Annotated in this window: 14 protein-coding genes; 5 read left to right on the forward strand and 9 right to left on the reverse strand. The window is 60.2% G+C overall.

What is annotated here, in order from left to right; all coding sequences use genetic code 11:
* The first annotated feature begins 83 nt into the window (after nucleotides 1-83).
* Nucleotides 84-1,202 carry a lipid-A-disaccharide synthase gene (gene lpxB / locus E0486_RS10635; protein WP_131852156.1) on the forward strand — a complete coding sequence of 373 codons (1,119 nt, stop codon included), beginning with the start codon at nucleotides 84-86 and terminating at the stop codon, nucleotides 1,200-1,202.
* Between the two features lie 137 nt (nucleotides 1,203-1,339).
* On the opposite strand, the gene E0486_RS18870 is transcribed toward lpxB, so the two are convergent.
* The 3 genes from E0486_RS18870 to E0486_RS10640 form a co-directional block, all read right to left on the reverse strand.
* A complete protein-coding gene (locus E0486_RS18870; protein WP_165917286.1) occupies nucleotides 1,340-1,507 on the reverse strand; it encodes a DUF6728 family protein in 168 nt (55 codons plus the stop codon).
* Between the two features lie 65 nt (nucleotides 1,508-1,572).
* Complete coding sequence (locus E0486_RS18875; RefSeq protein WP_165917287.1) at nucleotides 1,573-1,722, reverse strand: hypothetical protein; 150 nt, start codon at nucleotides 1,720-1,722, stop codon at nucleotides 1,573-1,575.
* A gap of 90 nt (nucleotides 1,723-1,812) precedes the next feature.
* Complete coding sequence (locus tag E0486_RS10640) at nucleotides 1,813-3,252, reverse strand: aminotransferase-like domain-containing protein (RefSeq protein WP_131852157.1); 1,440 nt, start codon at nucleotides 3,250-3,252, stop codon at nucleotides 1,813-1,815.
* 209 nt (nucleotides 3,253-3,461) lie between these two features.
* Between E0486_RS10640 and E0486_RS10645 the strand changes: the two genes are divergently transcribed.
* On the forward strand, nucleotides 3,462-4,493 hold the full coding sequence (locus E0486_RS10645) for a branched-chain amino acid aminotransferase (RefSeq protein WP_165917288.1): 1,032 nt from the start codon (nucleotides 3,462-3,464) through the stop codon (nucleotides 4,491-4,493).
* Nucleotides 4,494-4,559: 66 nt separating this feature from the next.
* Here the strand turns inward: E0486_RS10645 and E0486_RS10650 are convergent, their stop codons facing one another.
* The 6 genes from E0486_RS10650 to E0486_RS10675 are packed head-to-tail and all read right to left on the reverse strand — an operon-like array spanning nucleotide 4,560 to nucleotide 14,472.
* A complete protein-coding gene (locus E0486_RS10650; protein WP_131852159.1) occupies nucleotides 4,560-4,775 on the reverse strand; it encodes a hypothetical protein in 216 nt (71 codons plus the stop codon).
* Between the two features lie 3 nt (nucleotides 4,776-4,778).
* Complete coding sequence (locus E0486_RS10655) at nucleotides 4,779-6,437, reverse strand: sodium:solute symporter family protein (RefSeq protein ID WP_131852160.1); 1,659 nt, start codon at nucleotides 6,435-6,437, stop codon at nucleotides 4,779-4,781.
* A gap of 16 nt (nucleotides 6,438-6,453) precedes the next feature.
* Complete coding sequence (gene galA, locus E0486_RS10660; RefSeq protein WP_131852161.1) at nucleotides 6,454-9,834, reverse strand: beta-galactosidase GalA; 3,381 nt, start codon at nucleotides 9,832-9,834, stop codon at nucleotides 6,454-6,456.
* Nucleotides 9,835-9,845: 11 nt separating this feature from the next.
* Entirely contained in the window at nucleotides 9,846-12,410 is a 2,565-nt protein-coding gene (locus E0486_RS10665) for a membrane or secreted protein (RefSeq protein WP_131852162.1), read from the reverse strand.
* Between the two features lie 8 nt (nucleotides 12,411-12,418).
* On the reverse strand, nucleotides 12,419-13,447 hold the full coding sequence (locus tag E0486_RS10670) for a glycoside hydrolase family 53 protein (RefSeq protein ID WP_131852163.1): 1,029 nt from the start codon (nucleotides 13,445-13,447) through the stop codon (nucleotides 12,419-12,421).
* Nucleotides 13,444-14,472: a LacI family DNA-binding transcriptional regulator gene (locus tag E0486_RS10675; protein WP_131852164.1), complete on the reverse strand. Its 1,029-nt coding sequence runs from the start codon at nucleotides 14,470-14,472 to the stop codon at nucleotides 13,444-13,446. Before E0486_RS10675 ends, E0486_RS10670 begins: the two co-directional genes overlap by 4 nt.
* Before the next feature lie 143 nt (nucleotides 14,473-14,615).
* On the opposite strand from E0486_RS10675, the gene E0486_RS10680 reads away from it, so the two are divergent.
* The 3 genes from E0486_RS10680 (at nucleotide 14,616) to E0486_RS10690 (ending at nucleotide 19,856) form a co-directional block, all read left to right on the forward strand.
* Nucleotides 14,616-15,791: an MFS transporter gene (locus E0486_RS10680; RefSeq protein WP_131852165.1), complete on the forward strand. Its 1,176-nt coding sequence runs from the start codon at nucleotides 14,616-14,618 to the stop codon at nucleotides 15,789-15,791.
* Nucleotides 15,778-18,387 (forward strand): MGH1-like glycoside hydrolase domain-containing protein, encoded by a 2,610-nt coding sequence (locus tag E0486_RS10685; RefSeq protein ID WP_131852166.1) that lies wholly within the window; start codon nucleotides 15,778-15,780, stop codon nucleotides 18,385-18,387. The genes E0486_RS10680 and E0486_RS10685 overlap by 14 nt, the downstream gene beginning before the upstream one ends.
* Nucleotides 18,388-18,602: 215 nt before the next feature.
* The gene (locus E0486_RS10690) at nucleotides 18,603-19,856 is read left to right on the forward strand and encodes a lipopolysaccharide biosynthesis protein (protein WP_131852167.1); all 1,254 of its coding nucleotides are present in this window, start codon (nucleotides 18,603-18,605) and stop codon (nucleotides 19,854-19,856) included.
* The last annotated feature ends 22 nt before the right edge of the window (nucleotides 19,857-19,878 follow it).

Below are 19,878 nucleotides of genomic sequence, written 5' to 3' on the forward strand. Positions count from 1 at the left end.
AGTGGGAAGGCAGAAGTGGAAAGCAGGGCAGGGTCCGGCGTCCGACTTCCCACTTCCCACTTCCGACTTCCTAACTTTACCTCATGAAGTATTATCTCATCGCCGGTGAAGCCTCGGGCGACCTGCACGGCAGCAACCTGGCTAAAGAGCTGCGCCGTCAGGACGAAAACGCCGACCTCCGCGGTTGGGGTGGCGACCTCATGGAATCGGCAGGCGTCACCCTGGTGAAGCACTACCGCGACCTCGCCTTCATGGGCTTTGTTGAAGTACTGATGAATCTCCGCACCATCCTGCGCAACCTCGCCTTCTGTAAAGAAGACATACTTCGCCACCGCCCCGACGTGCTGGTGCTGATCGACTACCCGGGCTTCAACCTGCGCGTGGCCGAATGGGCGAAGACGCAGGGCATCCGGGTGGTGTATTACATCTCGCCGCAGGTATGGGCCTGGAAGGAAAGCCGCGTCAAAAAGATCCGCGCCACCGTCGACAAGATGCTGGTGATCCTGCCGTTCGAGCAGGACTGGTACCGAACGCGCTGGGACTATGGCGTAGAGTTCGTAGGTCACCCACTGATGCAGGTCGTCAACGAGTTCCTGGCCGAACACCGTCCCGAAGCCGAATACCTGAAACCCGTGATCGCGCTGTTGCCCGGCAGCCGCAAGCAGGAAGTGGCGGTGAAGCTGCCGGTAATGCTCGAAGCCGCGCGCGCATTTCCCGACTACCAGTTCGTGGTGGCCAAAGCCGCATCGCTCGAGGAAGCTTTTTACCAGGAAATCCTGAAAGAGCACCCCGGCGTGTTGTCGGTGCGCAACGACACCTACGCCCTGCTGGCGGAAGCGACGGCGGCCCTCGTGACCTCGGGAACGGCCACGCTCGAAACGGCCCTCTTCGGTGTGCCGCAGGTGGTCTGCTACAAAGGATCCAACATCTCCTACCAGATCGCCAAGCGGCTGGTGAAGATCAAATATATCTCCCTCGTCAACCTGATTATGGACCGGCCGGTTGTTACCGAGCTGATCCAGGGCGAATGTAACCCCACCGCCATCGAGCGCGAGCTGCGCCTGCTGCTCTTCGACGAGCAAAAGAAAGCACAGGTAAAGAACGACTATTACGAGCTGAAGCAACTGTTGCAGCAAGGCGGCAACGCATCCGAAAAGGCAGCAGCAGCCGTTATTGCAACCGCGAAGCCGCAATCAGCATGAGAGAAAGAACGAGATTCGATATAATTTTTATGATTAACGCTGATAGACTATAGCGTGCGTCAGCAAAATCATAGTGTATCTTAATAGGGCTGCGTATCCCGCTTGCGGTTCCGAAGCCCCGGGACTGCGTCAGTTCTTTAATGCCGCAGGCTCAATTTGATCACCAGGATCACCAGCGCCAGCAGGAACAGCAGGATGCTGATACGGTTGATGCCGTGCATGTAACGCACAAAGGAAGTTTTGGGCCGGTTGGGATCGGGTTTGCGGAGATACAGGTACTCGGCCAGCTGACGTAATACGCCCATAACGATTCGGTTGAAAGATGCGGTAAAGTTCCCCCTTTAAACAGGCAATTGCGAAAAAAGTTTCGCTACAGCAGCAAGCGGTAGCCTTTGTCGCCCGGCTTTTGAAGCTGTTCGGTGAGCAACTCGTCCGGCAAGCGCCGGCTGTCATAGCGCAGGTGCGCCGCCGCCGCATAGCCGTCGAGGTCGGGGAATAGGGAAGCCCGGTGCAGGCTCATCCGCTATGAACCGAGGGAAAGCCTGGTTTCCGGGCCTGTTTCCTGGAGTTCCATATCCTCCACCCTGTCCTGCCGACCGTATTCCTACGGTCAGAGTTCCTGCTTCGCAAGTCGGCCCAGCGTTTTGAGCACGCCTTCCAGCTTTTCATTCCATACATGCCCATAGCTAAGGCGCATGCAATGTTGGTACTGGTCCTGCAGCGTAAACATCCGCCCTGGCGCGATCGAGATCTTTTGCTTCAGCGCCGACTCGTAGAGCGACGATACGTGTATGCGCTTATCGAGCTCAATCCAGAGCACGAAGCCACCCTGGGGCCGGCTGACGCGGGTGCCTTCGGGAAAGTACTCGCTGACGGCGCGGATAAATTGGAAGGAATTCGCCTGCAGCGTCTGGCGCAGCCGACGCAGGTGGGTTTCATAGCGGCCGTTCTCGAGGAAGTTGGCGATCACTTCCTGCGTAATGGTGTTGGAGGAAACGGAATGAAACATCTTCAGCTTGATGATCTTTTCCTTGTAGCGGCCCGGCGCCACCCAGCCCACGCGGTAGCCCGGCGCCAGCGTCTTCGACACCGATCCGCACCAGAGCACGTTGCCGCTTTCGTCGTAGGTCTTGCAGCTCTTCGGACGCGAGGCGCCAAAGTACACTTCGCCATACAAGTCGTCTTCAATGAGGGGCACGCCGTAGTGATCGAGCAGTTGCACGACCTCTTTTTTGTGTGCATCGGGCATGCAGGAACCGAGCGGGTTGTTGAAGTTCGACACCAGCAGGCAAACCTGTATTTTCCCGGTCTTCACCACCGCGGTGAGCGCCTCGATGTCGATTCCGGTCTGTGGGTGCGTGGGCAGCTCCAGCACCTTCAGCCCGAGGGAACGGGCCAGCTGGAGGATGCCGAAATACACCGGACTTTCCACCGCGATCGTATCACCCGCCTTGGCTACGGCCATCAGTGAAAACGATAGTGCGTTCATGCAGCCCGCGGTGGTAACGATATCTTCTTCGCTGAGGCGTCCCTGCCAGGTGATGGCCCAGCGCGCCACCTGGCGGCGCAGCTTCCGGTTGCCTTGCACTTCTTCGTATTCGGTGCCCGAACCGGGCAGGTCGCGCAGGGCCTGCACGATGGCCTTGTTAAGCCGTGGAATGGGCAGCAGGTCGGCCGCCGGCACGCCGAGCGAGAGCAGGGTGCCCTGCCGCGAGCCGATGTAATTGTACACCTTTCGGATGATTTCGTCGGGCTCGTTGGATTCCGTCCACAGCGGGGGTTTGCTGGTATCGGGCACAGGGGCGATGCGCTGGTGCCAGTAGCTTACGTAGTACCCCGACTGCGGCCGCGATTCGATGAGGGCTTTCTTTTCCAGCTCCAGGTAAGCTTGCAGCACGGTACTCATCGAGATGCCCTGCTCGCGGCAGAGCGTGCGCACGGAGGGCAGGCGGTCGCCGGCCTTGAGCACGCCGTTGTGGATCTGCTGCTCGATGGTGCGGGCAAGCTGTTGGTAAACGAAACCCGTGCGCGGAGTCTTGACAAGTGCCATAGCCTGGGATTTACGTGCGGCTTTCCCGGGAGAAAGAACGCAGATTTATTATGAATGGTTACGATCAACGGGAAATCCGACATCCAAATCCGGGATCTGAGATTTCCAAACTGTTCTGGTCAAAATTACTCCGTTTGTATCTGTACCGGTCGACTTTTTCTTTCCACTTTTGGGATGTAATCCGGGTTGGATTGCTTAAAATATTCGTTATGAACACACCCAGCACTGCGGCCCCGGCAAAGTTGGCCTTCGGCACTACTGTAGCGGACCACATGCTCTCGGCAACCTTCGACCGGGGCACCTGGAGCCCCTGGCAGGTGGAAGGTTTTCACCCGCTCAGCATCTCTCCCACCGCTATGGTCTTCCACTACGGACAAAGCATCTTTGAAGGCATGAAAGCCTTCCGCATGGCCGACGGCCGCGTGTCGATCTTCCGGGTCAAAAAGCACTGGCAGCGCTTCTGTGCATCGGCCGACCGGATGTGTATGCCGCACGTTCCCGAGGAGCTGTTTACCGAAGGATTGAAAGCGCTTGTGGCCCGCGACGCGGCCTGGGTGCCGGACGCGCCCGAAGGCTCGCTGTACCTGCGTCCCTTCCTTTTTGCTACGGAAGAGCGCTTCGGCGTAGGCGTGTCGGAACAATACCAGTTCCTGGCGTTCAGTGGCCCGGTGCGGAGCCTCTACGAAAACCCGCTGCGCGTGAAGGTCGAAGACCGCTACATCCGCGCGGCTCCCGGCGGCGTAGGCTATGCAAAGTGCGCCGGCAACTACGGCGGTGCGCTCTACGCGACGCAACTCGCGAAAGCAGCCGGCTACGACCAGGTACTGTGGACCGACGGCACGCCCGACCTGAACATCGAGGAGTCGGGCACGATGAATGTGGCCTTTGTGATCAACGGCACGCTGGTCACTCCGCCTCTTTCCGATACCATTCTCGATGGCGTTACGCGCGACTCATTCCTGGCCATTGCCCGCGATTGGGGCGTTCCGGTAGAAGAGCGCAGGTTGTCGGCATGGGAACTGGTGGATGCACAGGAACGGGGACAGCTGCAGGAAGCTTTCGGCTTTGGTACCGCGGCCGTGGTGGCACCGATCTCGGTCATCGCCGTGAAAGAAAAAGAGCTCCGGTTGCCTCCACTCTCCGAAAACGCCTTCTGCCTGCGCGCAAAGCGCTACTTGGGCGATATGCGCCGCGGACTGGCGCCCGACCGCTACGGTTGGAATACGATCGTGGACGTATAGATCTCCCGGTTTAGAAAAAAGCCCCCGGCGCTGATGCCGGGGGCTTTTTGTTGCGAGAATACGGTCCTAGTGCAGGATCTGATCCGCGGCCGCTTCGGTGTTCGCGTCGCGCAGCGGGCGCAGGTAGGTGAGCGCTACCATCAGCAGGCCGAAAACGAGAAATACGCCGCCACACGCCTTGTTGATGCCTGCGCCTTCGGAAAATCCGTAGATCAGCAGCAAGATGCCGGACACCGTAAAGAAGGCGCCGATCACAAATCGGAGGTCGAATAGTCTTTCCATGGCTTAATAGAAAATTACGTTGAGGATGAGGGTAACGATCAGTACGGCAATGCCGAGCCAGAGCGGGTTTTTGTACCACACTTTCGCACGGTCGTATTGTTTGGGGGTAAGGCTGTATACAAGTCCGCGCAGTTCGCTTTCGGCAGCGGGCTTCGTGGCCAGGCTCACGAGCGTCGTTACCAGCAGGCACACGACGAAGGCGATCCAGGCGATGTTGAACGCCTGCGAGGTGCCCGAGTAGAAGGTATGCAGGTTGGCGATCCAGCCGCCCTTGCCTTCAGCAACCGTAAGGCCGTGTGTGAGCGCGGCAGCACCGGTTCCGGCGATGAGTCCCCAGAACGCCCCATGACCCGTAGTACGCTTCCAGAACATTCCGAGGAAGAAGGTAGCAAACAGGGGTGCATTGACAAAAGAGAAGACGAGCTGCAGCAGGTCCATGATCGAGTTGAACCCGCGGGCAACGTATGCCGTCATAATAGAAAGCAGGATGCCCACTACGGTAGTGGCTTTACCCACCGCGAGGTAATGCGCTTCGGAAGCGTTCTTCCTGATATGCGACTGGTAGATGTCGAAGGTCCACACGGTGTTGAAGGCCGTCACGTTGCCGGCCATACCGCTCATGAAGGAGGCGATGAGCGCCGTGATGCCGACACCGAGAATACCGCTCGGGTACAGCTTCGACAGCAGCAGCGGCAGGGCCATGTTGTAGTCCGTATCGCCCGAGGCGTTCTTCGGAAGATCGAAGCCCACGCCGGTTTTCTGCAGTGCCAGCAGGATGATGCCGGGCAGGATCACTACGGCGGGCATAAGGATCTTGGGCACGGCGGCGATGATGGGTGTGCGGCGTGCTTCGTTGAGGTTGCGCGAGATCATCGCCCGCTGCACCACGAGGAAGTCGGTGCACCAGTAACCGAAGGCCAGCACAAAGCCGAGGCCGAAGATCATCGAAAAGGCATCCACGCCCATAGGGTTGGTAGTAGACGAACCCATACCCTTCCAGAGGTGCAGCTTTGCGTTGTCGACGTTGTGCACGATGCCTTCCCAGCCGCCGGCCTGCTGCATGCCGATGTACACCAGCGGCGCAATGCCCAGCACGATGAGGAAGAACTGCAGCACCTCGTTGTACACGGCGCTGGTAAGTCCGCCTAGGTACGTATAGGCCAGCACGATGCCCGCCGCGATCCAGATAGAGTAGTTGAAGTCCCATCCGAGGATCGTCTGCATCAGGATCGCCAGCGCATATAGCGATACCCCCGAGGAAAAGACCGTCATCACCGCGAAGGTGACGGCGTTGAAGGTGCGGGTTTTCTCATCGAAGCGCAGCTTGAGGTATTCCGGAACAGAACGCGCGTGGCTGCCGTAGTAGAAGGGCATCATGTAAATGCCGAGGAACACCATGGCGAAGGCGGCGCCCAGCCAGTAGAAGTGTGTCGTGTAGAGGCCGTACTTGGCGCCGTTGGCGGCCATTCCGAGCACTTCCTGCGCACCGAGGTTGGCCGAGATAAAGGCCAGAGAGGTGATCCAAAGCGGGATGGAGCGGTTGCTCATCAGGAAGTCGTTTCCGGTGCGCACGCGCCGCTTGAGCAGCAGGCCGATACCGATCACGAAGAGAAAGTAAAGTGCAATAATGCCGTAGTCGATCGGCTTCAGGGTCAGGTTCATGTGATGGGTTAAAGCGTTAGTGTTTGAAATGTTTTTGGCGGATGCGGTCGTAGAAATACAGGTACGGGGTAGGCTTTCCTTCTTTGTCGAACACCGATTCCCAGGTATTGAGCGGCTCCCAGATGAAAGTGCCGCGCCCGCGGTCACCCTCCACCCCGAAGGTGATATCGGCCACTTCTTGTTTCAGCTGCGAGTATTCCACCACAACAACGTCGCGGTTGTAGCGGCGTGCGAGGTCATTCAGGTTGTAGCGCAGGTCGGCGAGGGTGCCGTGCCATTTGGGGTAGTACGACAGACCGAGGACATCCGCCTGCACGCCGCGCTCCAGCATGTTCTGGATGAACCACACCGACTCGTCGTTCTGCCCGCCGAGCGCTATGTGCAGCATCAGAAGACATTGGGGAGCTATTTCGCGCACGGCGCGGTTGCCGGCGTTGATGAGCGCTGCCAGGCTGTCGAGGTGCTGCACGCTCCCTTCGGGCCATACCATCCCGTGGTTGATCTCGTTGCCGCATTGCACCATGTCGGGCAAGGTACCCTGCGCTTTCAGCGCCAGCAGGGCGCGTTTCGTAAAGGCATACACGGAGTCGCGCAGCTGCGGGAAAGGGAGTCCCGTCCAGGCTGCGGGCTTGTATTGCTTGCCGGGGTCGGCCCAGTAGTCGCTGTAGTGAAAGTCGAGCAGGAAGCGGAGTCCGGCGGCCTTGATGCGCTTCGCCATGGCGAGGCTGTGCGCCAGGTCGCAGAAGCCTTTGCGGGGCGAGTAGCCGCTGTCGCGCGCGGGGTCGTTGAAGAGCCGGAGGCGGATGTAGTTGATGCCGTGGTCTTTCAGGATCGCAATCGCATCGCGTTCGGCCAAGTGCCCGTTCACGCTGTCGCGGAAACGGATGCCGCGGGCTTCCAGCTCGGGCAGGAAGGAAATGTCGGCGCCGAGCATGCGCCCCGGCGCTCGACGCGGCTGGTATGCCGAAGGATCCGCGTTGCCGCCGCCCTGAACCGGCACCGTGTGTATATCGGTGGCACCGTCCCAAAGTCCTTCGCCGCGGGCAACGAACGAAACGAAGGAAGGCGTGGTTCCCGACTGCACGATCACCTGCGCCTTGCCATTAAACAGGTGACGCTGTGCCGCGGTGTCGTTGTATTTGTCCTGCTCGTGGCTGCTCGGATCGCCGTTCCCGACCCCAATGATCCGCGCATCGCCTTTCACCGAAAAGCGGACCAGCTGTTGCGCATCGGGCACCTCGCGACCCTGGCGGTCCACCACCGAAATATTGATCACCGTAGCGTCGCGGCCGTCGGCAAGCATCGTCGTCTTGTAGGGCGTGACGACCACTTCAACCGGAGCGCCGGTGGTTTCCACCTGCGCGGTGAGCTTGCGTCCCTGTTTGTATGCAATGGCTTCGAGCCGCCCCGGCTCGAAGGCAAACTGCCACTGCAGGTGCCGGTCGCGCGGCATATCTTTCTTACCAAGGCTTCTTCCGTTGAGGAACAATTCGACGTTGTCGGCGTTCGTATTCACCCATACGTCGATCGGCTGCCCTTCTCTTCCCTTCCAGTTCCAGTGCGGGGAAATGTGGAGCACGTCCTTGTCGGTCCACCAGCTTTGATAATAGGAATAGATGTTCTTCGGAAAGCCGCAGACGTCCATCACGCCAAAGTGCGAAGACACATTGGGCCACTGGTAGGGTGTGGGCTCGCCGCGGTAATCGAAGCCGGTCCAGATAAAGCCCCCTGCCCAATAGCGGTTGGCGGCTGCCAGCGTCCACCAGGCTTCGGCCGTGGAGGCCCACCAGGGAGCGGTGATGTCCTGGTCGGGCACGTAGGCACGGATCGTGTCTTTCACATAAACACCGCGCGTGGTAACGGTGCTGCCCATCTCGGTACCGATGATCGCCTGCTGGGGATGATCGCGGTGGTAATCGGCCACACCGGCATGGCGGTAATTGAATCCGCGCACCGGGATGACTTCGTTTACCCCGGAAAACACGTTGGCCACATCGGCCGCGTAGGTACTGGTGCGGGTGGGATCGAGTTGCTGTTGCAGGGCCAGCAGGCTTTGTGCAATGCGGCGTCCGGAGGCCTGCGTCTGGATCCAGCCTTCCTCGTTGCCGATCGACCATAGAAATACGGAGGGATGATTGCGGTCTCTTCTAATCAGGCGCGTGAACTGGTCCACGTATTCGGGCGAGGAATTGAGCAGGCGCTGCTCGTCGAGCACCAGCATACCAAGGGAGTCGCAGGCATCGAGCAGCTCGGGCGTCGGCGCGCCGTGGCTCGTGCGGTAGGCGTTGGCCCCCATGTCTTTCAGCAGCCGCACGCGGTAATACTGCAGGTAGTCGGGAAGGGCCGCGCCTACACCGGCATGGTCGCCGTGGTTGTTCGTGCCCTTGATCAGGAGATGGCGCCCATTGAGATAAAAGCCGGTGGCACCATCGAAGCGGAGGGTGCGGAACCCGGTACGGGTGACGAAAGAATCCACCACGCGGCCGGCACTGCGCACGATTGTCAGCAGGCGGTATAAATACGGATCGTCCACATCCCAGAGGTGTACGCCGGGAACGCGCATCGTTTGTTTGCGGCTGCCGCTGCCCCGCGCCGGCAGGTTAACAGCAGCGCCCTTCGCGGTGGCGACGCGCTTACCGGAGCGGTCGAACAGGTAATAGTCCAACGTAACGGAAGCGTTCTGGAAGCCGTCGTTGCGAAGCTCCGTCTCCATGGTGAGCACCGCGTTCTTTCCGGCGACCACGCTGTGCACAAACGAGCCGCCCTGCGGCACATGCAGGTTGTTGTATCGGTTCAGCCACACGTGCCGGTAGATGCCGGCGCCCTCGTAAAACCAGCCTTCGTATTGCGTGGCGTCCACGCGCAGCACGATGAGATTGTCCTTGTTGTAGTTCAGGTAATCGGTGACGTCGTAGTTCACCCCAATATACCCGCTCTCATTCCGGCCGAGGTAAAAGCCGTTGATCCACACCTGCGCGTTGCGGAAGATGCCGTCGAACTGCAGCTCGAAACGGGCACCCGAGTCTTTGCGGGCTACGGTGAAGCGCTTGCGGTACCAGCCGATACTGGTCTCGGGGAAGAGGCCACCCACGGGCTTGTAGCCGTGCGATTGTACGTCGAAGTTGGCCGTGCTGTCGAAGGGAAGCTCCACGGCCCAGTCGTGCGGCAGGTTCAGCTTCCGCCAGCCACTGTCGTTGAATTTGGCGTCAAGCGCGGTGCCGGTGGTGCGGCCCGATTTCGAAAAGATGGCTTCGAGGCCGAAACCGAAATCCTTCGCGGGATCGGCTGCATGGCCGAAGTGAAAGCGCCAGTCGTTGTCGAGCAATTCGTGGCTCCTTTGTGCCGCCGATCCCAGATACAGAAGGATCAGGATGAGGGACGAAAATATTTTCCGCATATGGATATGTTTCAGTTTGCCCGGTTGGGTTGGGGTGTCGGACGGGGTAAAAGGAGCTGCACCCGTTCCAGTTCTACATCCAGGTCGGCTCCGGCGGCGCCGGCCGGGCCGGTATCCCCGAAGCTGAAATCCAGGTGTTCCAGCAGCCGGATATCGAAGGTGCCTTCGTCGCGCCGGAATTGCAGGGGCTGGAAGCCAGGATACGGACGGGGCAGCAGGTAAAACGGTGTTTGGTGAAACATCGTCAGGGGCACTGTGATCGTAGCCAGGTCATCACGCAGGGCCATGCTGGTTTCCACTGCCTTTCCATTCCGGTCTACCAGTGTGACCGTGAGCGAGCGCCCGGTCCGCGAGCGGGCGCGAACAGCGATCAAATAGTGCCCCGCAGCCGTCGGTGTATCCATGGCGTGGTCACCCGCAAACAGGCGCCAGTGGATCGTTTCGCCGCTTTTTGCTTTCGCGATCGTGGCCCGGAGCACCGGGTTGCCCCCGTCGTCGGAAAACGAAAACCCGATCGACTGCCGGCGCCAGTCGGTAAGCCAGGGCATCACCCGGTTGCGGTCGGCGGAAGCGTCAAAAAGTACCGGTCCACGCGCTTCGGGGAGGAGCCGGATCGTGTAGCGGGCGTCGTTCGTATTGTCCCAGGAATAGGGATCTTCTTTCTGCCCGGAAGGGAACACGTAGGTGTCGCCCGATCCGTTGCGCACCAGGATGCGGTATTCCAGGAGGCCCGGCTCCAGGAGCTCGGCCGGAACATCGGCAGTATAAACATGATTGCCCCGGCGCTGCAGCTGCACTGTTTTCCAGCGGTTCAGTGAATGCCGTATTTCTACGGAAACGTTGTCGCGTTCCTCCACGTTACCAACCTGGAAAGAAAGTGAAAACGCTTTGCCGGCCGGCCGGTCGGCCGTCGGCAGGGCAGCCAGGAAGGGAGCGCCGGTGCTGATCTTCGGAACGGCGAAGCGCGCTACCGGCCCGGCTTTCGGCGCGGCGCCGATCTCGTATACCCCGGGCTTCAGCAAGAACCCGCCGGCGCCATCGATGGTTACGCCGCGGTTCGCGCTGTCCAGTCCAACGACTTTAAATGTGCTGGAAAGGCCGGGCAGGAGGAGTTCCATGCGGTTGGCAGCCGCGAGCAGGCGCACAACATCGCGCGCAGGCGAAGCCTTTCCAAACGGATCGTTCACCTGCAAGGCATCCGGCATCAGCTCCAGGCGCCAGTTGCCGTTGGGCAAGCGGTCGAGGAAGTAGGCGCCGGAACCTTCGTACTGCACAACGGGCGAAGAACCCACACCGGCCACATGCCGCAGCTGGGCCACATTGCGTGGGTGCGTGCCGGTATTGTTGGAATAACAGAAAGCGGTATCGCTGTTCCACTCGCTCAGGTTGTTTACGTAGCTCACGCGAAACCCAGCAAAAGAAGTGTCGGCCGGGAACGTGCCCCAGCTCTTGCCGCGCGGCAACTGGTGAAAGGCTTTGCCGGCAATCAGCAGCGAGATCGCTTTGCCGGGTGTGTACAGCAGGTTGAGAAAGTGGGTCTGGTACTCGGTGTTGGCATGGGCCGTGTACACCGGGTCGTAAGCAAACTGCGTGGCCCACTGGAAGCCCGCCGTGCGGAAGGACCGCGCCATGGCCGGATACATATTGGATTGCAGCACGTCGCCGGCGTCGAACTCATACACCATCAGCGCGCGTTTCTTCAGCGAAGCGATCGAATCGAAGAACGGAATATGGTATTCGTCTACGTTCGGGAGAAAGTTGCCTCTCAGCTCACGGTTGGCCACAAGGCCCGTCGGGTACCACTGGAAGCTATGCCCATCCACGTTGGCCGCAGCCACCGCCCCAGCATAGGAGGGCGATTCGCTGATGTTGTAAAACACGGGCTTCGTCCAGCCCGTTCCGCGAAGCGCCGCGGCCAGCCGGTTGATGTACTCCGTAGTGCGTTCGCGCGGACCACTGTGGTGCGGTTCGTTGTTCAGCTCCACGGCGATCACATCGGGGTCTTGCCCATAGGTTTGCTTCGTGTAGGGATTGATGTGGGTAAACAGCTGTTGCAGGTAGCGCTCCTGCGCCAGGATCGCTTCTTCCTTTACTACACTCGGGCCTTTCCCATACTTCGTGGCGAAGCCGGGTGTTTTTTCGTCGCGCTCGGGATAACCATTGCCCCAAAAGGCGATCGGCGTTATGAGGATTTTGATCTGCCGCTCTTTGAGTCGCATCAGCAAATAATCGAACAGGCGCAGGTGCTCTTTGTTCAGCAGGTTGCCGGCGCTGTCGGAAATTTCCACGTCCCACATATGCACCCGAAAGGCGTCGAGGCCCAGGCGGGCAAGATGCGCCACGTCGGCATCGATGGCTTTTTCCGGGTCGATGCCGAGGGCTTTGTGCGAGCGGTAGCCATAGGCAAATGGCACGGTATAGTTCACACCGAAGAAGGCAGCTTCGGTATTATCTTTCGTATAACGCATGACGCCTTGCCCATCGACGAATACGAGGTTGCCGGCTTTCTTCTGGGCGGAAGCGGCTAGCGGGAGCAGACCAAAAAGGATGAGCGCGGCCCGTTTCAATGGTTTCATCAGGTTGTTTATTGAAAAGCATTCAGAGCGATCGTGGGACGCCCACTGTTGTCGAAGGCGCCGAGCGTGTAGCCGTTCCAGCCCGGGGGTGTTTCGGGCTCCCAATAGAGCACGCCGAGTCCCTGGTGGTTGGGTACCGAGCGGACTTTCTGGAGAAGGTCCGACAGGAAAAGCGCAGTCCGGTCCGGGCTGTCCCAGGGCATACCCGCTTCCACCACCATTACCTCCTTTCCGTAGCGGGCCACCATATCGGTCATGTTGTTCAGCGCCTGTACATTCATGTTGCCCCAGCTGCTGATGTCCGGGTACAACGACAATCCGATCACGTCCCAACGGGCGCCATTGGCTTTCAGTCCGTCGAACAGCCAGCGGAAGAGACTGTTGTTCCAGCCGTTGGAGAGGTGCACGATCACTTTGGCGTTGGGGTAAACCCCTTTCACGGCATCGTAGCCGCTGGTCACCAGCTGTGCAAACGCGGCCATGTTCGTGGACGCCTTTCCTTCAGGCCAGAGCATCCCGTTGTTGGTCTCGTTGCCTACCTGCACCCACTCCACGCCGATGCCTGCGTTCTTGAGGGTGGACAATACATCGGTAGTATGCGCGGCCAGGGCGGTCTTCAGGCCGGCGAGGTCCAGGGCGGCCCAGGCGGCGGGCTTTGCCTGCTGGCCCGGATCGGCCCAGGAATCGCTGTAGTGAAAATCGACCATCAGGCGCATGCCCAGCGCTTTTGCCCGCTGTGCCTTAGCCAGCACGTCGGCTTTGTTGTTCCAGCCGCTGGCGGGGTTCACCCACACGCGGAGACGGATCGTATTCATTCCGAGGCTTTTCATCAGAGCGGTGGCTTCGCGCTCGGTTCCGGCGGCATCGTAAAAATGCTTTCCGGCGGCTTCCAGCTCGGTGACCCAGCTGATGTCCGCGCCTTTGACCAGTTGGAAGGTATCGGCCGGGGCCGGCGTGGGCGCCGGTGCGGGGCCGGGGCCTTCTTTCTTACCACAGGCCAGCACAAGCAGCAGCGGCAGCAACAGGAATTTCTTCATATCGGGTTTCGTTTACTTGATTCGCGGACCAGCAGTTGGGGCTCCAGCACCAGCCGCCTTGGTTCGCCCGCATAAAAGTCGGTACCGGCCGACACTTCGAAAAAGAGGCGCGCGGCCTCCTCGCCCATCCGGATCGTTTGCTGGTCGACCGTTGTAAGCGATGGCGTGATGTGCGCGCCGAAGGTTTCGTTGGCGAACCCCACCAGGCCCATGTCTGCAGGCACCGAGATGCCGTGCTGGCGCAGCACCTGCAGGGCGCCCAGGGCGGTGAAGTCTTCCACGCAGCACACGGCATCGGGGCGTTTTTTTCCTTTCAATAATTGCTGCATGCAGGCCGCGCCCGACTCGATCGACACGTCGCCGTGCTTGATCCAGGACGCTTCGGCGCGGAGGCCGTGCGCCTTGAGCGCGGCGCGGTAGCCATCGAGGCGCTCCTGCCAGATGGGCACGTGGGCCTGCCCACCGATGAATGCGATGTGCCGGTAACCCTGCTCTGCCAGGTGACTGGTGGCGCGGAACGCACCGAGCCGGTCATCGATGGAAACGGAGGGCACCGGCAGCATCGCATTCACCCGGTCGAACAACACGAGCGGGATATTTTGCTCGCGGAGCGCCATCCAGTGCGCGTTATCGGTGGTTTGCTTCGCGATGGAAGCGAGTACGCCGTCGACCTGCGAGCGCAGGAAGGTATCCACGCCGCGGCGCTCCCATTCTTCCGATTCATTGGATTGATAGATCAGTACGTTGTAGCCCTGTTCGCTGGCCACCTTTTCGATGCCGTGGATGACCGAGCCGAAGAAGTTGATCTCGGCACTGGGGATCATGACGCCGAGAATACGTGTTTTGCCGAGGCGGAGCGAGGAGGCGACCCGGTTGGGCTGGTAACGGAGGCGGCGGGCGGCGCGCTGAACGGCGTCCTTGGTCTCCGCCGAAATGGCCGGGTGGTTGTTGAGCGCCCGCGACACCGTGGCGGCGTTGACGTTCAGGTGGCGGGCAATGTCTTGCAGGGTCGTATTCCGGGCCAACGTGCAATCGTTTGCATAAAAGTAGGGGCCGGTCCGCGTATGGAATGGTTTTTGTGTATCTGGTACACATTGATTCTCCGCCCTTATCTTTAACCCGCGGTTGCTGCTCTAAAAAAATCCCCCTTGGGAACACGCGTCTTTTTATGCCCCCGATCGCAGCGACTATACCTTCTCCCTTTCGTGCCCAGCGCCTTGCCGTCAGCGGGCTTTTTTTCCTGCAAGGTCTTTGCTTCGCCTCCTGGGCGGCGCGCATACCGAGCATCCAGCAAACGCTCGGCCTCGGCAATGCCGCTCTGGGCCTGGTACTGCTGGCACTCCCGGCCGGGTCTTTCCTCGGCCTCCTCCTTGCCGGCTGGCTGGTGACGCGCTTCGGCAGCCGCGGCATTTCGGGCATTGGCCTGCTGTGCTATGCCGCTGTCCTGCTACTCATCGGCACCTGCACGTCCGTCGCCACACTCTGCGCGGTATTGCTGCTCTTTGGCTTTGCCGGCAACAGCACCAACATTGCCATGAATACCCAGGCTGTAGGCGTGGAAGAGCGCTATGGCCGCAAGATCCTGGCCTCCTTTCACGGGCTGTGGAGCCTGGCCGGCTTTACGGCCGCGGGCATCGGCACCTGGGCCATCGGCGCGCAGCTGGCACCAGTACCACACTTCATGGGCATCGCCCTGGTCATCGCTGCCGGGCTGGCAGCCGTATACCCGTATTTATACAAGGAACCGCCCGCGCATACCGCGGACACGCCCCTCCTGGTGCTGCCGGGCAAGGAGTTACTGCCGCTCGGCGTGCTCTGCTTCTGCAGCATGATCTGCGAGGGTGCGCTGTTCGACTGGAGCAACGTCTACTTTGAAAAGGTGGTCCATGCCCGCGGCGCCTGGGCCGGCGCGGGCTATACCGCGTTCATGGCCACGATGGCCACGGGTCGCTTTGTGGCCGACCGCATCAGCCACCGCTTCGGCACCTACCCCACCATCCAGGCCAGCGCCTGCCTCGTGGTAGCCGGGCTCTTGCTGGCCGTGGCCTGGCCGACCGTGCCCGGCGCCCTGGTGGGCTTCCTGCTCGTAGGTTTCGGTGTATCTTCCGTGGTCCCCCTGGTATACAGCGAGGCAGGGCGCGGCAGCCGCAACACCGGCGCCGCCCTGGCTGCCGTTTCCAGCATCGGATTCCTCGGTTTCCTGGCCGGCCCACCGATCATCGGGCTGCTGGCCGGCGCCTTCAGTCTCCGGGCCTCTTTCCTGTTCGTAGCCGTTATGGGCACCGGGGTGTTCGTGCTGGCGCGCATTGCCTCATCAAAAGCAAAAACACATGGACCGCAATAATCCCACTGAATACAACCACCCGTTTTGGGGCCCTTACCTGAGCGAGCGCCAATGGGGCACCGTACGCGAAGACTATAGCCCCGACGGCAATGCCTGGCAGTACTTCCCTTTCGAACATGCACACTTCCGCGCATACCAGTGGGGCGAGGACGGCCTTGCCGGCATCTCCGACAAGCTGCAGCTCCTGTGCTTCGGTATCGCGCTCTGGAACGGCCGAGACCCGATCCTCAAAGAACGGCTGTTCGGCCTGCACAACTACGAAGGCAACCACGGTGAGGACGTCAAAGAACACTATTACTACCTCGACAACATGCCCGATCATTCGTACATGTCGTTTCGCTACCAATACCCGCACCTGGAATTTCCTTACGAAAAACTCAAGATCGAAAACGCGAAGCGCTCGCGGCAGGAACCCGAGTACGAGTTGCTCGACACGGGCGTGTTTGACGGCCAACGTTTTTTCGACGTAACCGTAACCTATGCGCGTGCCGAAGACGACGACCTGCTGGTGCGCATCGACATTCACAACCGCTACCACCGCGCGGCCAACATTACCGTGCTGCCCAGCCTCTGGTTCTCGGGGCTTGCGCTGGAAAAGAACCAGTCGCCTGCCATTACGGCAACCGGCACGCATTCCGCAAGGGCCTGGCATGAGCGCACCGGCGCCTGGTATTTCTACTGCCGCGATTCCGACGTCTTCCTCTTTACCGATAACGCTACCAACCGCTCGCTGCTGCACGAAACGGAAACCTGCGACCTGTTTGCAAAGGATGCGTTCAACGACGCCGTCGTCAATGCGCGTAACATCAGCCAGCTGCGCACCCGGGGCGCGGGCACGAAGCTGGGCGCGCTGCACCTGTTGCGGATCAAAGGCGGCGGCACGAAAAGCCTCTACTGCCGCCTCAGCACGCGCGAACTCGACCAACCCTTTCCCGAGGGCTTTACGGAGGTTTTCACCGAGCGCAAGGATGCGGCAGATGCCTGGTACCGCAGCCTGCTGCCTGTAGCCGTTTCCGAAGACCAGCGGAACGTATTTCGCCAGGCGATCGCGGGCCTGCTCTGGAGCAAGCAATTCTATTATTTCGACGTGGAAAAGTGGCTGCAGCGCGGCGACGGCGTCACCATTCCCTCCTCGCAACGCCTGCACGGCCGCAACCACGACTGGCAGCACCTGAAGAACCAGGACATCATCTGCATGCCCGACAAGTGGGAGTATCCCTGGTATGCGGCCTGGGACCTCGCCTTCCAATGTATCGCCTTCGCGCCGGTGGATGCGGCCTTCGCCAAGCAACAGCTCCTGCTGATCATGCGCGAATGGTACATGAAGCCCGATGGACAGCTGCCTGCCTACGAGTGGAATTTCAGTGACGTGAACCCGCCAGTGCACGCTTGGGCCGCCATGGAAGTGTACAGCATCGAGAAAAAACAAAAAGGCAGTGGCGACATTCTTTTTCTGAAAAAGATCTTTCAAAAACTGCTGATCAACTTCACGTGGTGGATAAACCGCAAAGACCGCAATGGGAACAACATCTTTGAAGGCGGCTTCCTCGGGCTCGACAACATCGGTGTGTTCAACCGCAGCTTTTACGGCGAGCACATGCGCCTGGAGCAGGCCGATGGCACGAGCTGGATGGGCACCTACGCGCTCAACATGATGGACATGGCCCTCGAGATCGCGCTGCACGATGAATCCTTCGAAGATACCGCGACGAAGTTCTTCGAACACTTCGTGCTCATCGCCGAATCGCTCAACGAGCACCACCTCTGGAATAAGGAAGACCGGTTCTTTTACGATGTGCTGTCAGTGCCGGGGCAGGAGCCCATTCCGCTGCGGGTGCAGTCGATCGTAGGCCTGACCTCGCTGTTTGCCGTCAGCACCGTTAGCCGGCAAACGCTCAATACGTTGCCCGACTTCAAGCGGCGCACCGAATGGTTTGAGAATTACCGGAAGAAATACAACAAGTTCTGGCCCAACGAAGAGCGTGGCGACCACGAGGAGCTGCTGCTGTCGCTCGTAAAGCGCGAGCGTCTCGTATACCTGCTGCAACGCCTGCTCGACGAAAAAGAGTTCCTCTCCCCAGGCGGCATCCGTGCCCTGTCGAAATACCACGAGGAGCATCCCTATTCGGTGAACATCGATGGCAACGAGTACAGCATCGCCTACGACCCGGGCGATTCCACCTCGGATATTTTCGGTGGCAATTCCAACTGGCGCGGACCGGTGTGGATCCCGATCAATTTTCTCATCATCAAGTCGCTGCGGAAGTACGGTCGTTTTTACGGAGAAAGCTTGCAGGTGGAATGTCCTGTGGGCTCGGGGCGGATGATGAACCTCGAGCAGGTGGCCGACGAGCTTTCGCGCCGGGTGATCAGCCTGTTCACCCGTGACGCGCAGGGCGAGCGGCGCTGCTTCGGACGCTATAACGACTTCTACAGCGTCGACGAAAACCGCGACCTGATGCTGTTTTACGAGTATTTCCACGGCGACACCGGGGCGGGCCTCGGCGCTTGTCACCAAACAGGCTGGACGGCCCTCATCGCCGAACTGATCCGGGAATGGAACGAGCGCACCGTAGCCGTGCCGGCCACGCAATGAGGTGCCGGTACGTTTACGTTGAATTAACACCTGCCCCGCCTTTGAACCCCTACCTTTAGCCCCCGTTATGAGAAAAGACAAATACGGCCGCCGCTACAACCGGCCCGTGTACCAGTTCGCCCTTTTCCTGATTCTGGTAACGCTTATTGCCATTATCGTCATGCGCTTCCTGGCCAACTAGCAACCTTTCCGGCCGGGTTCGCGTATTTAAGGCCATGCTGCGCGACGCGTGGAGATCCCTTTCAGCCAACACCGGGCAATTACTTTGGAACCAGGCGCTCAGCCTGGCCGTATTTCTACTACTGGCGCGGCAGCTGGGCAAGCCGGAATTTGGCGCCCTCAATGGCCTGCTCGCGTTCCTCCTGCTCAGCTTCGGAATTCTTTCCTTTGGCATCGACCAGCTGCTCGTGCGCAAGGCTGCGGCCGGCGCCGACAGCGACGCCTGGCTGTCGACAGCGCTTGTGCATTATGCCTCAGCGGCACTACTTTTTTATGGACTGCTGCTCCTCTCCTATTATTTGCTGCCCGGGCTCTCCGGAACCGCAGTGCTGCTGCTCGCCGCGGGCAAAGGACTCCTGTTCCTGGGCCAGCCCTTCAAAAGCATCGTGAACGGGCAGGAACGCTTTCGCCGACTGCTGGGCATGTCGGTGGCCGCCAACACGGTGAAGGCGCTGGGTCTCTGGCTGCTCTATCGTCAGGGACACCTGACTCTGCCCAACACCGTGTGGGTGTTCGCCGCCGCCGATGCGCTGGAGGCAGCTTCCTGCGTGGGGTTGTACCTGCACGGCGGCGGACGCTTGCGCTGGCGGGGAGTCTCGCGCCGGTATAAAACATTGATGACCGAAGCGGCGCCGCAATTCGGCACCACGGTCTTTGCTGCTGCCCTGGCCCGCTTCGACTGGCTGTTCCTGGCAGCTCTCTGCCCCGCGGCCGTCGTGGCCGAATACAGCTTTGCCTATAAGGGCTTCGAGCTGGCGCAACTGCCCCTGCTGGCGATTGCACCGCTGCTGGTGCCACGCTTTACCCGGTTGCTGCAGGGCGGTGCCCCTCCCGGCGCGCTGAAAAAGCTACTGCGCACCGAGTGCCTGCTTGCCGGCGCCAGCGTGCTGTTGCTCAATGCCGCCTGGGTGCCGGTAGCCGACTGGGTCAGCGGGGGCAAGTACGGCGCCGCCTGCCGCGGTACCGTATTTATACTGTCACTTTCCGTTCCGCTGCTATACTACAACAACTTCCTCTGGTCGCTGCATTTCGCGCAGGGACGCACGGGGCTCATCTTCCGGCTCTTCGCCCTCACCTTTGCCGTTAACGCGGCAGCCAACGCGCTGCTGGTGCCCTTGTGGCATAAGGAAGGGGCGGCACTTTCTTTTGTGCTGGCCCTGCTGCTGCAAACGTGGCTGTATCATTACTACGCACAGCCTGGCTGGCGGGTCCGTCTTCGCTGGCACCCCGAGGCAACCGGAACTTCCTGAGTCCGTATTCATTAGCTCAATC

This window comes from Flaviaesturariibacter aridisoli (genome assembly GCF_004343705.1).
GTDB classification, from domain to species: Bacteria; Bacteroidota; Bacteroidia; order Chitinophagales; family Chitinophagaceae; genus Flavisolibacter; species Flavisolibacter aridisoli.

Coding starts and splice junctions, on each gene's coding strand:
- lpxB (WP_131852156.1), top strand. CDS start 84: ATGAAGTATTATCTCATCGCCGGTGAAGCCTCGGGCGACCTGCACGGC.
- E0486_RS10645 (WP_165917288.1), top strand. CDS start 3,462: ATGAACACACCCAGCACTGCGGCCCCGGCAAAGTTGGCCTTCGGCACT.
- E0486_RS10650 (WP_131852159.1), bottom strand. CDS start 4,775: ATGGAAAGACTATTCGACCTCCGATTTGTGATCGGCGCCTTCTTTACG.
- E0486_RS10640 (WP_131852157.1), bottom strand. CDS start 3,252: ATGGCACTTGTCAAGACTCCGCGCACGGGTTTCGTTTACCAACAGCTT.
- E0486_RS10655 (WP_131852160.1), bottom strand. CDS start 6,437: ATGAACCTGACCCTGAAGCCGATCGACTACGGCATTATTGCACTTTAC.
- E0486_RS10680 (WP_131852165.1), top strand. CDS start 14,616: ATGCCCCCGATCGCAGCGACTATACCTTCTCCCTTTCGTGCCCAGCGC.
- E0486_RS10670 (WP_131852163.1), bottom strand. CDS start 13,447: ATGAAGAAATTCCTGTTGCTGCCGCTGCTGCTTGTGCTGGCCTGTGGT.
- galA (WP_131852161.1), bottom strand. CDS start 9,834: ATGCGGAAAATATTTTCGTCCCTCATCCTGATCCTTCTGTATCTGGGA.
- E0486_RS18870 (WP_165917286.1), bottom strand. CDS start 1,507: ATGGGCGTATTACGTCAGCTGGCCGAGTACCTGTATCTCCGCAAACCC.
- E0486_RS10690 (WP_131852167.1), top strand. CDS start 18,603: ATGCTGCGCGACGCGTGGAGATCCCTTTCAGCCAACACCGGGCAATTA.
- E0486_RS18875 (WP_165917287.1), bottom strand. CDS start 1,722: ATGAGCCTGCACCGGGCTTCCCTATTCCCCGACCTCGACGGCTATGCG.
- E0486_RS10665 (WP_131852162.1), bottom strand. CDS start 12,410: ATGAAACCATTGAAACGGGCCGCGCTCATCCTTTTTGGTCTGCTCCCG.
- E0486_RS10685 (WP_131852166.1), top strand. CDS start 15,778: ATGGACCGCAATAATCCCACTGAATACAACCACCCGTTTTGGGGCCCT.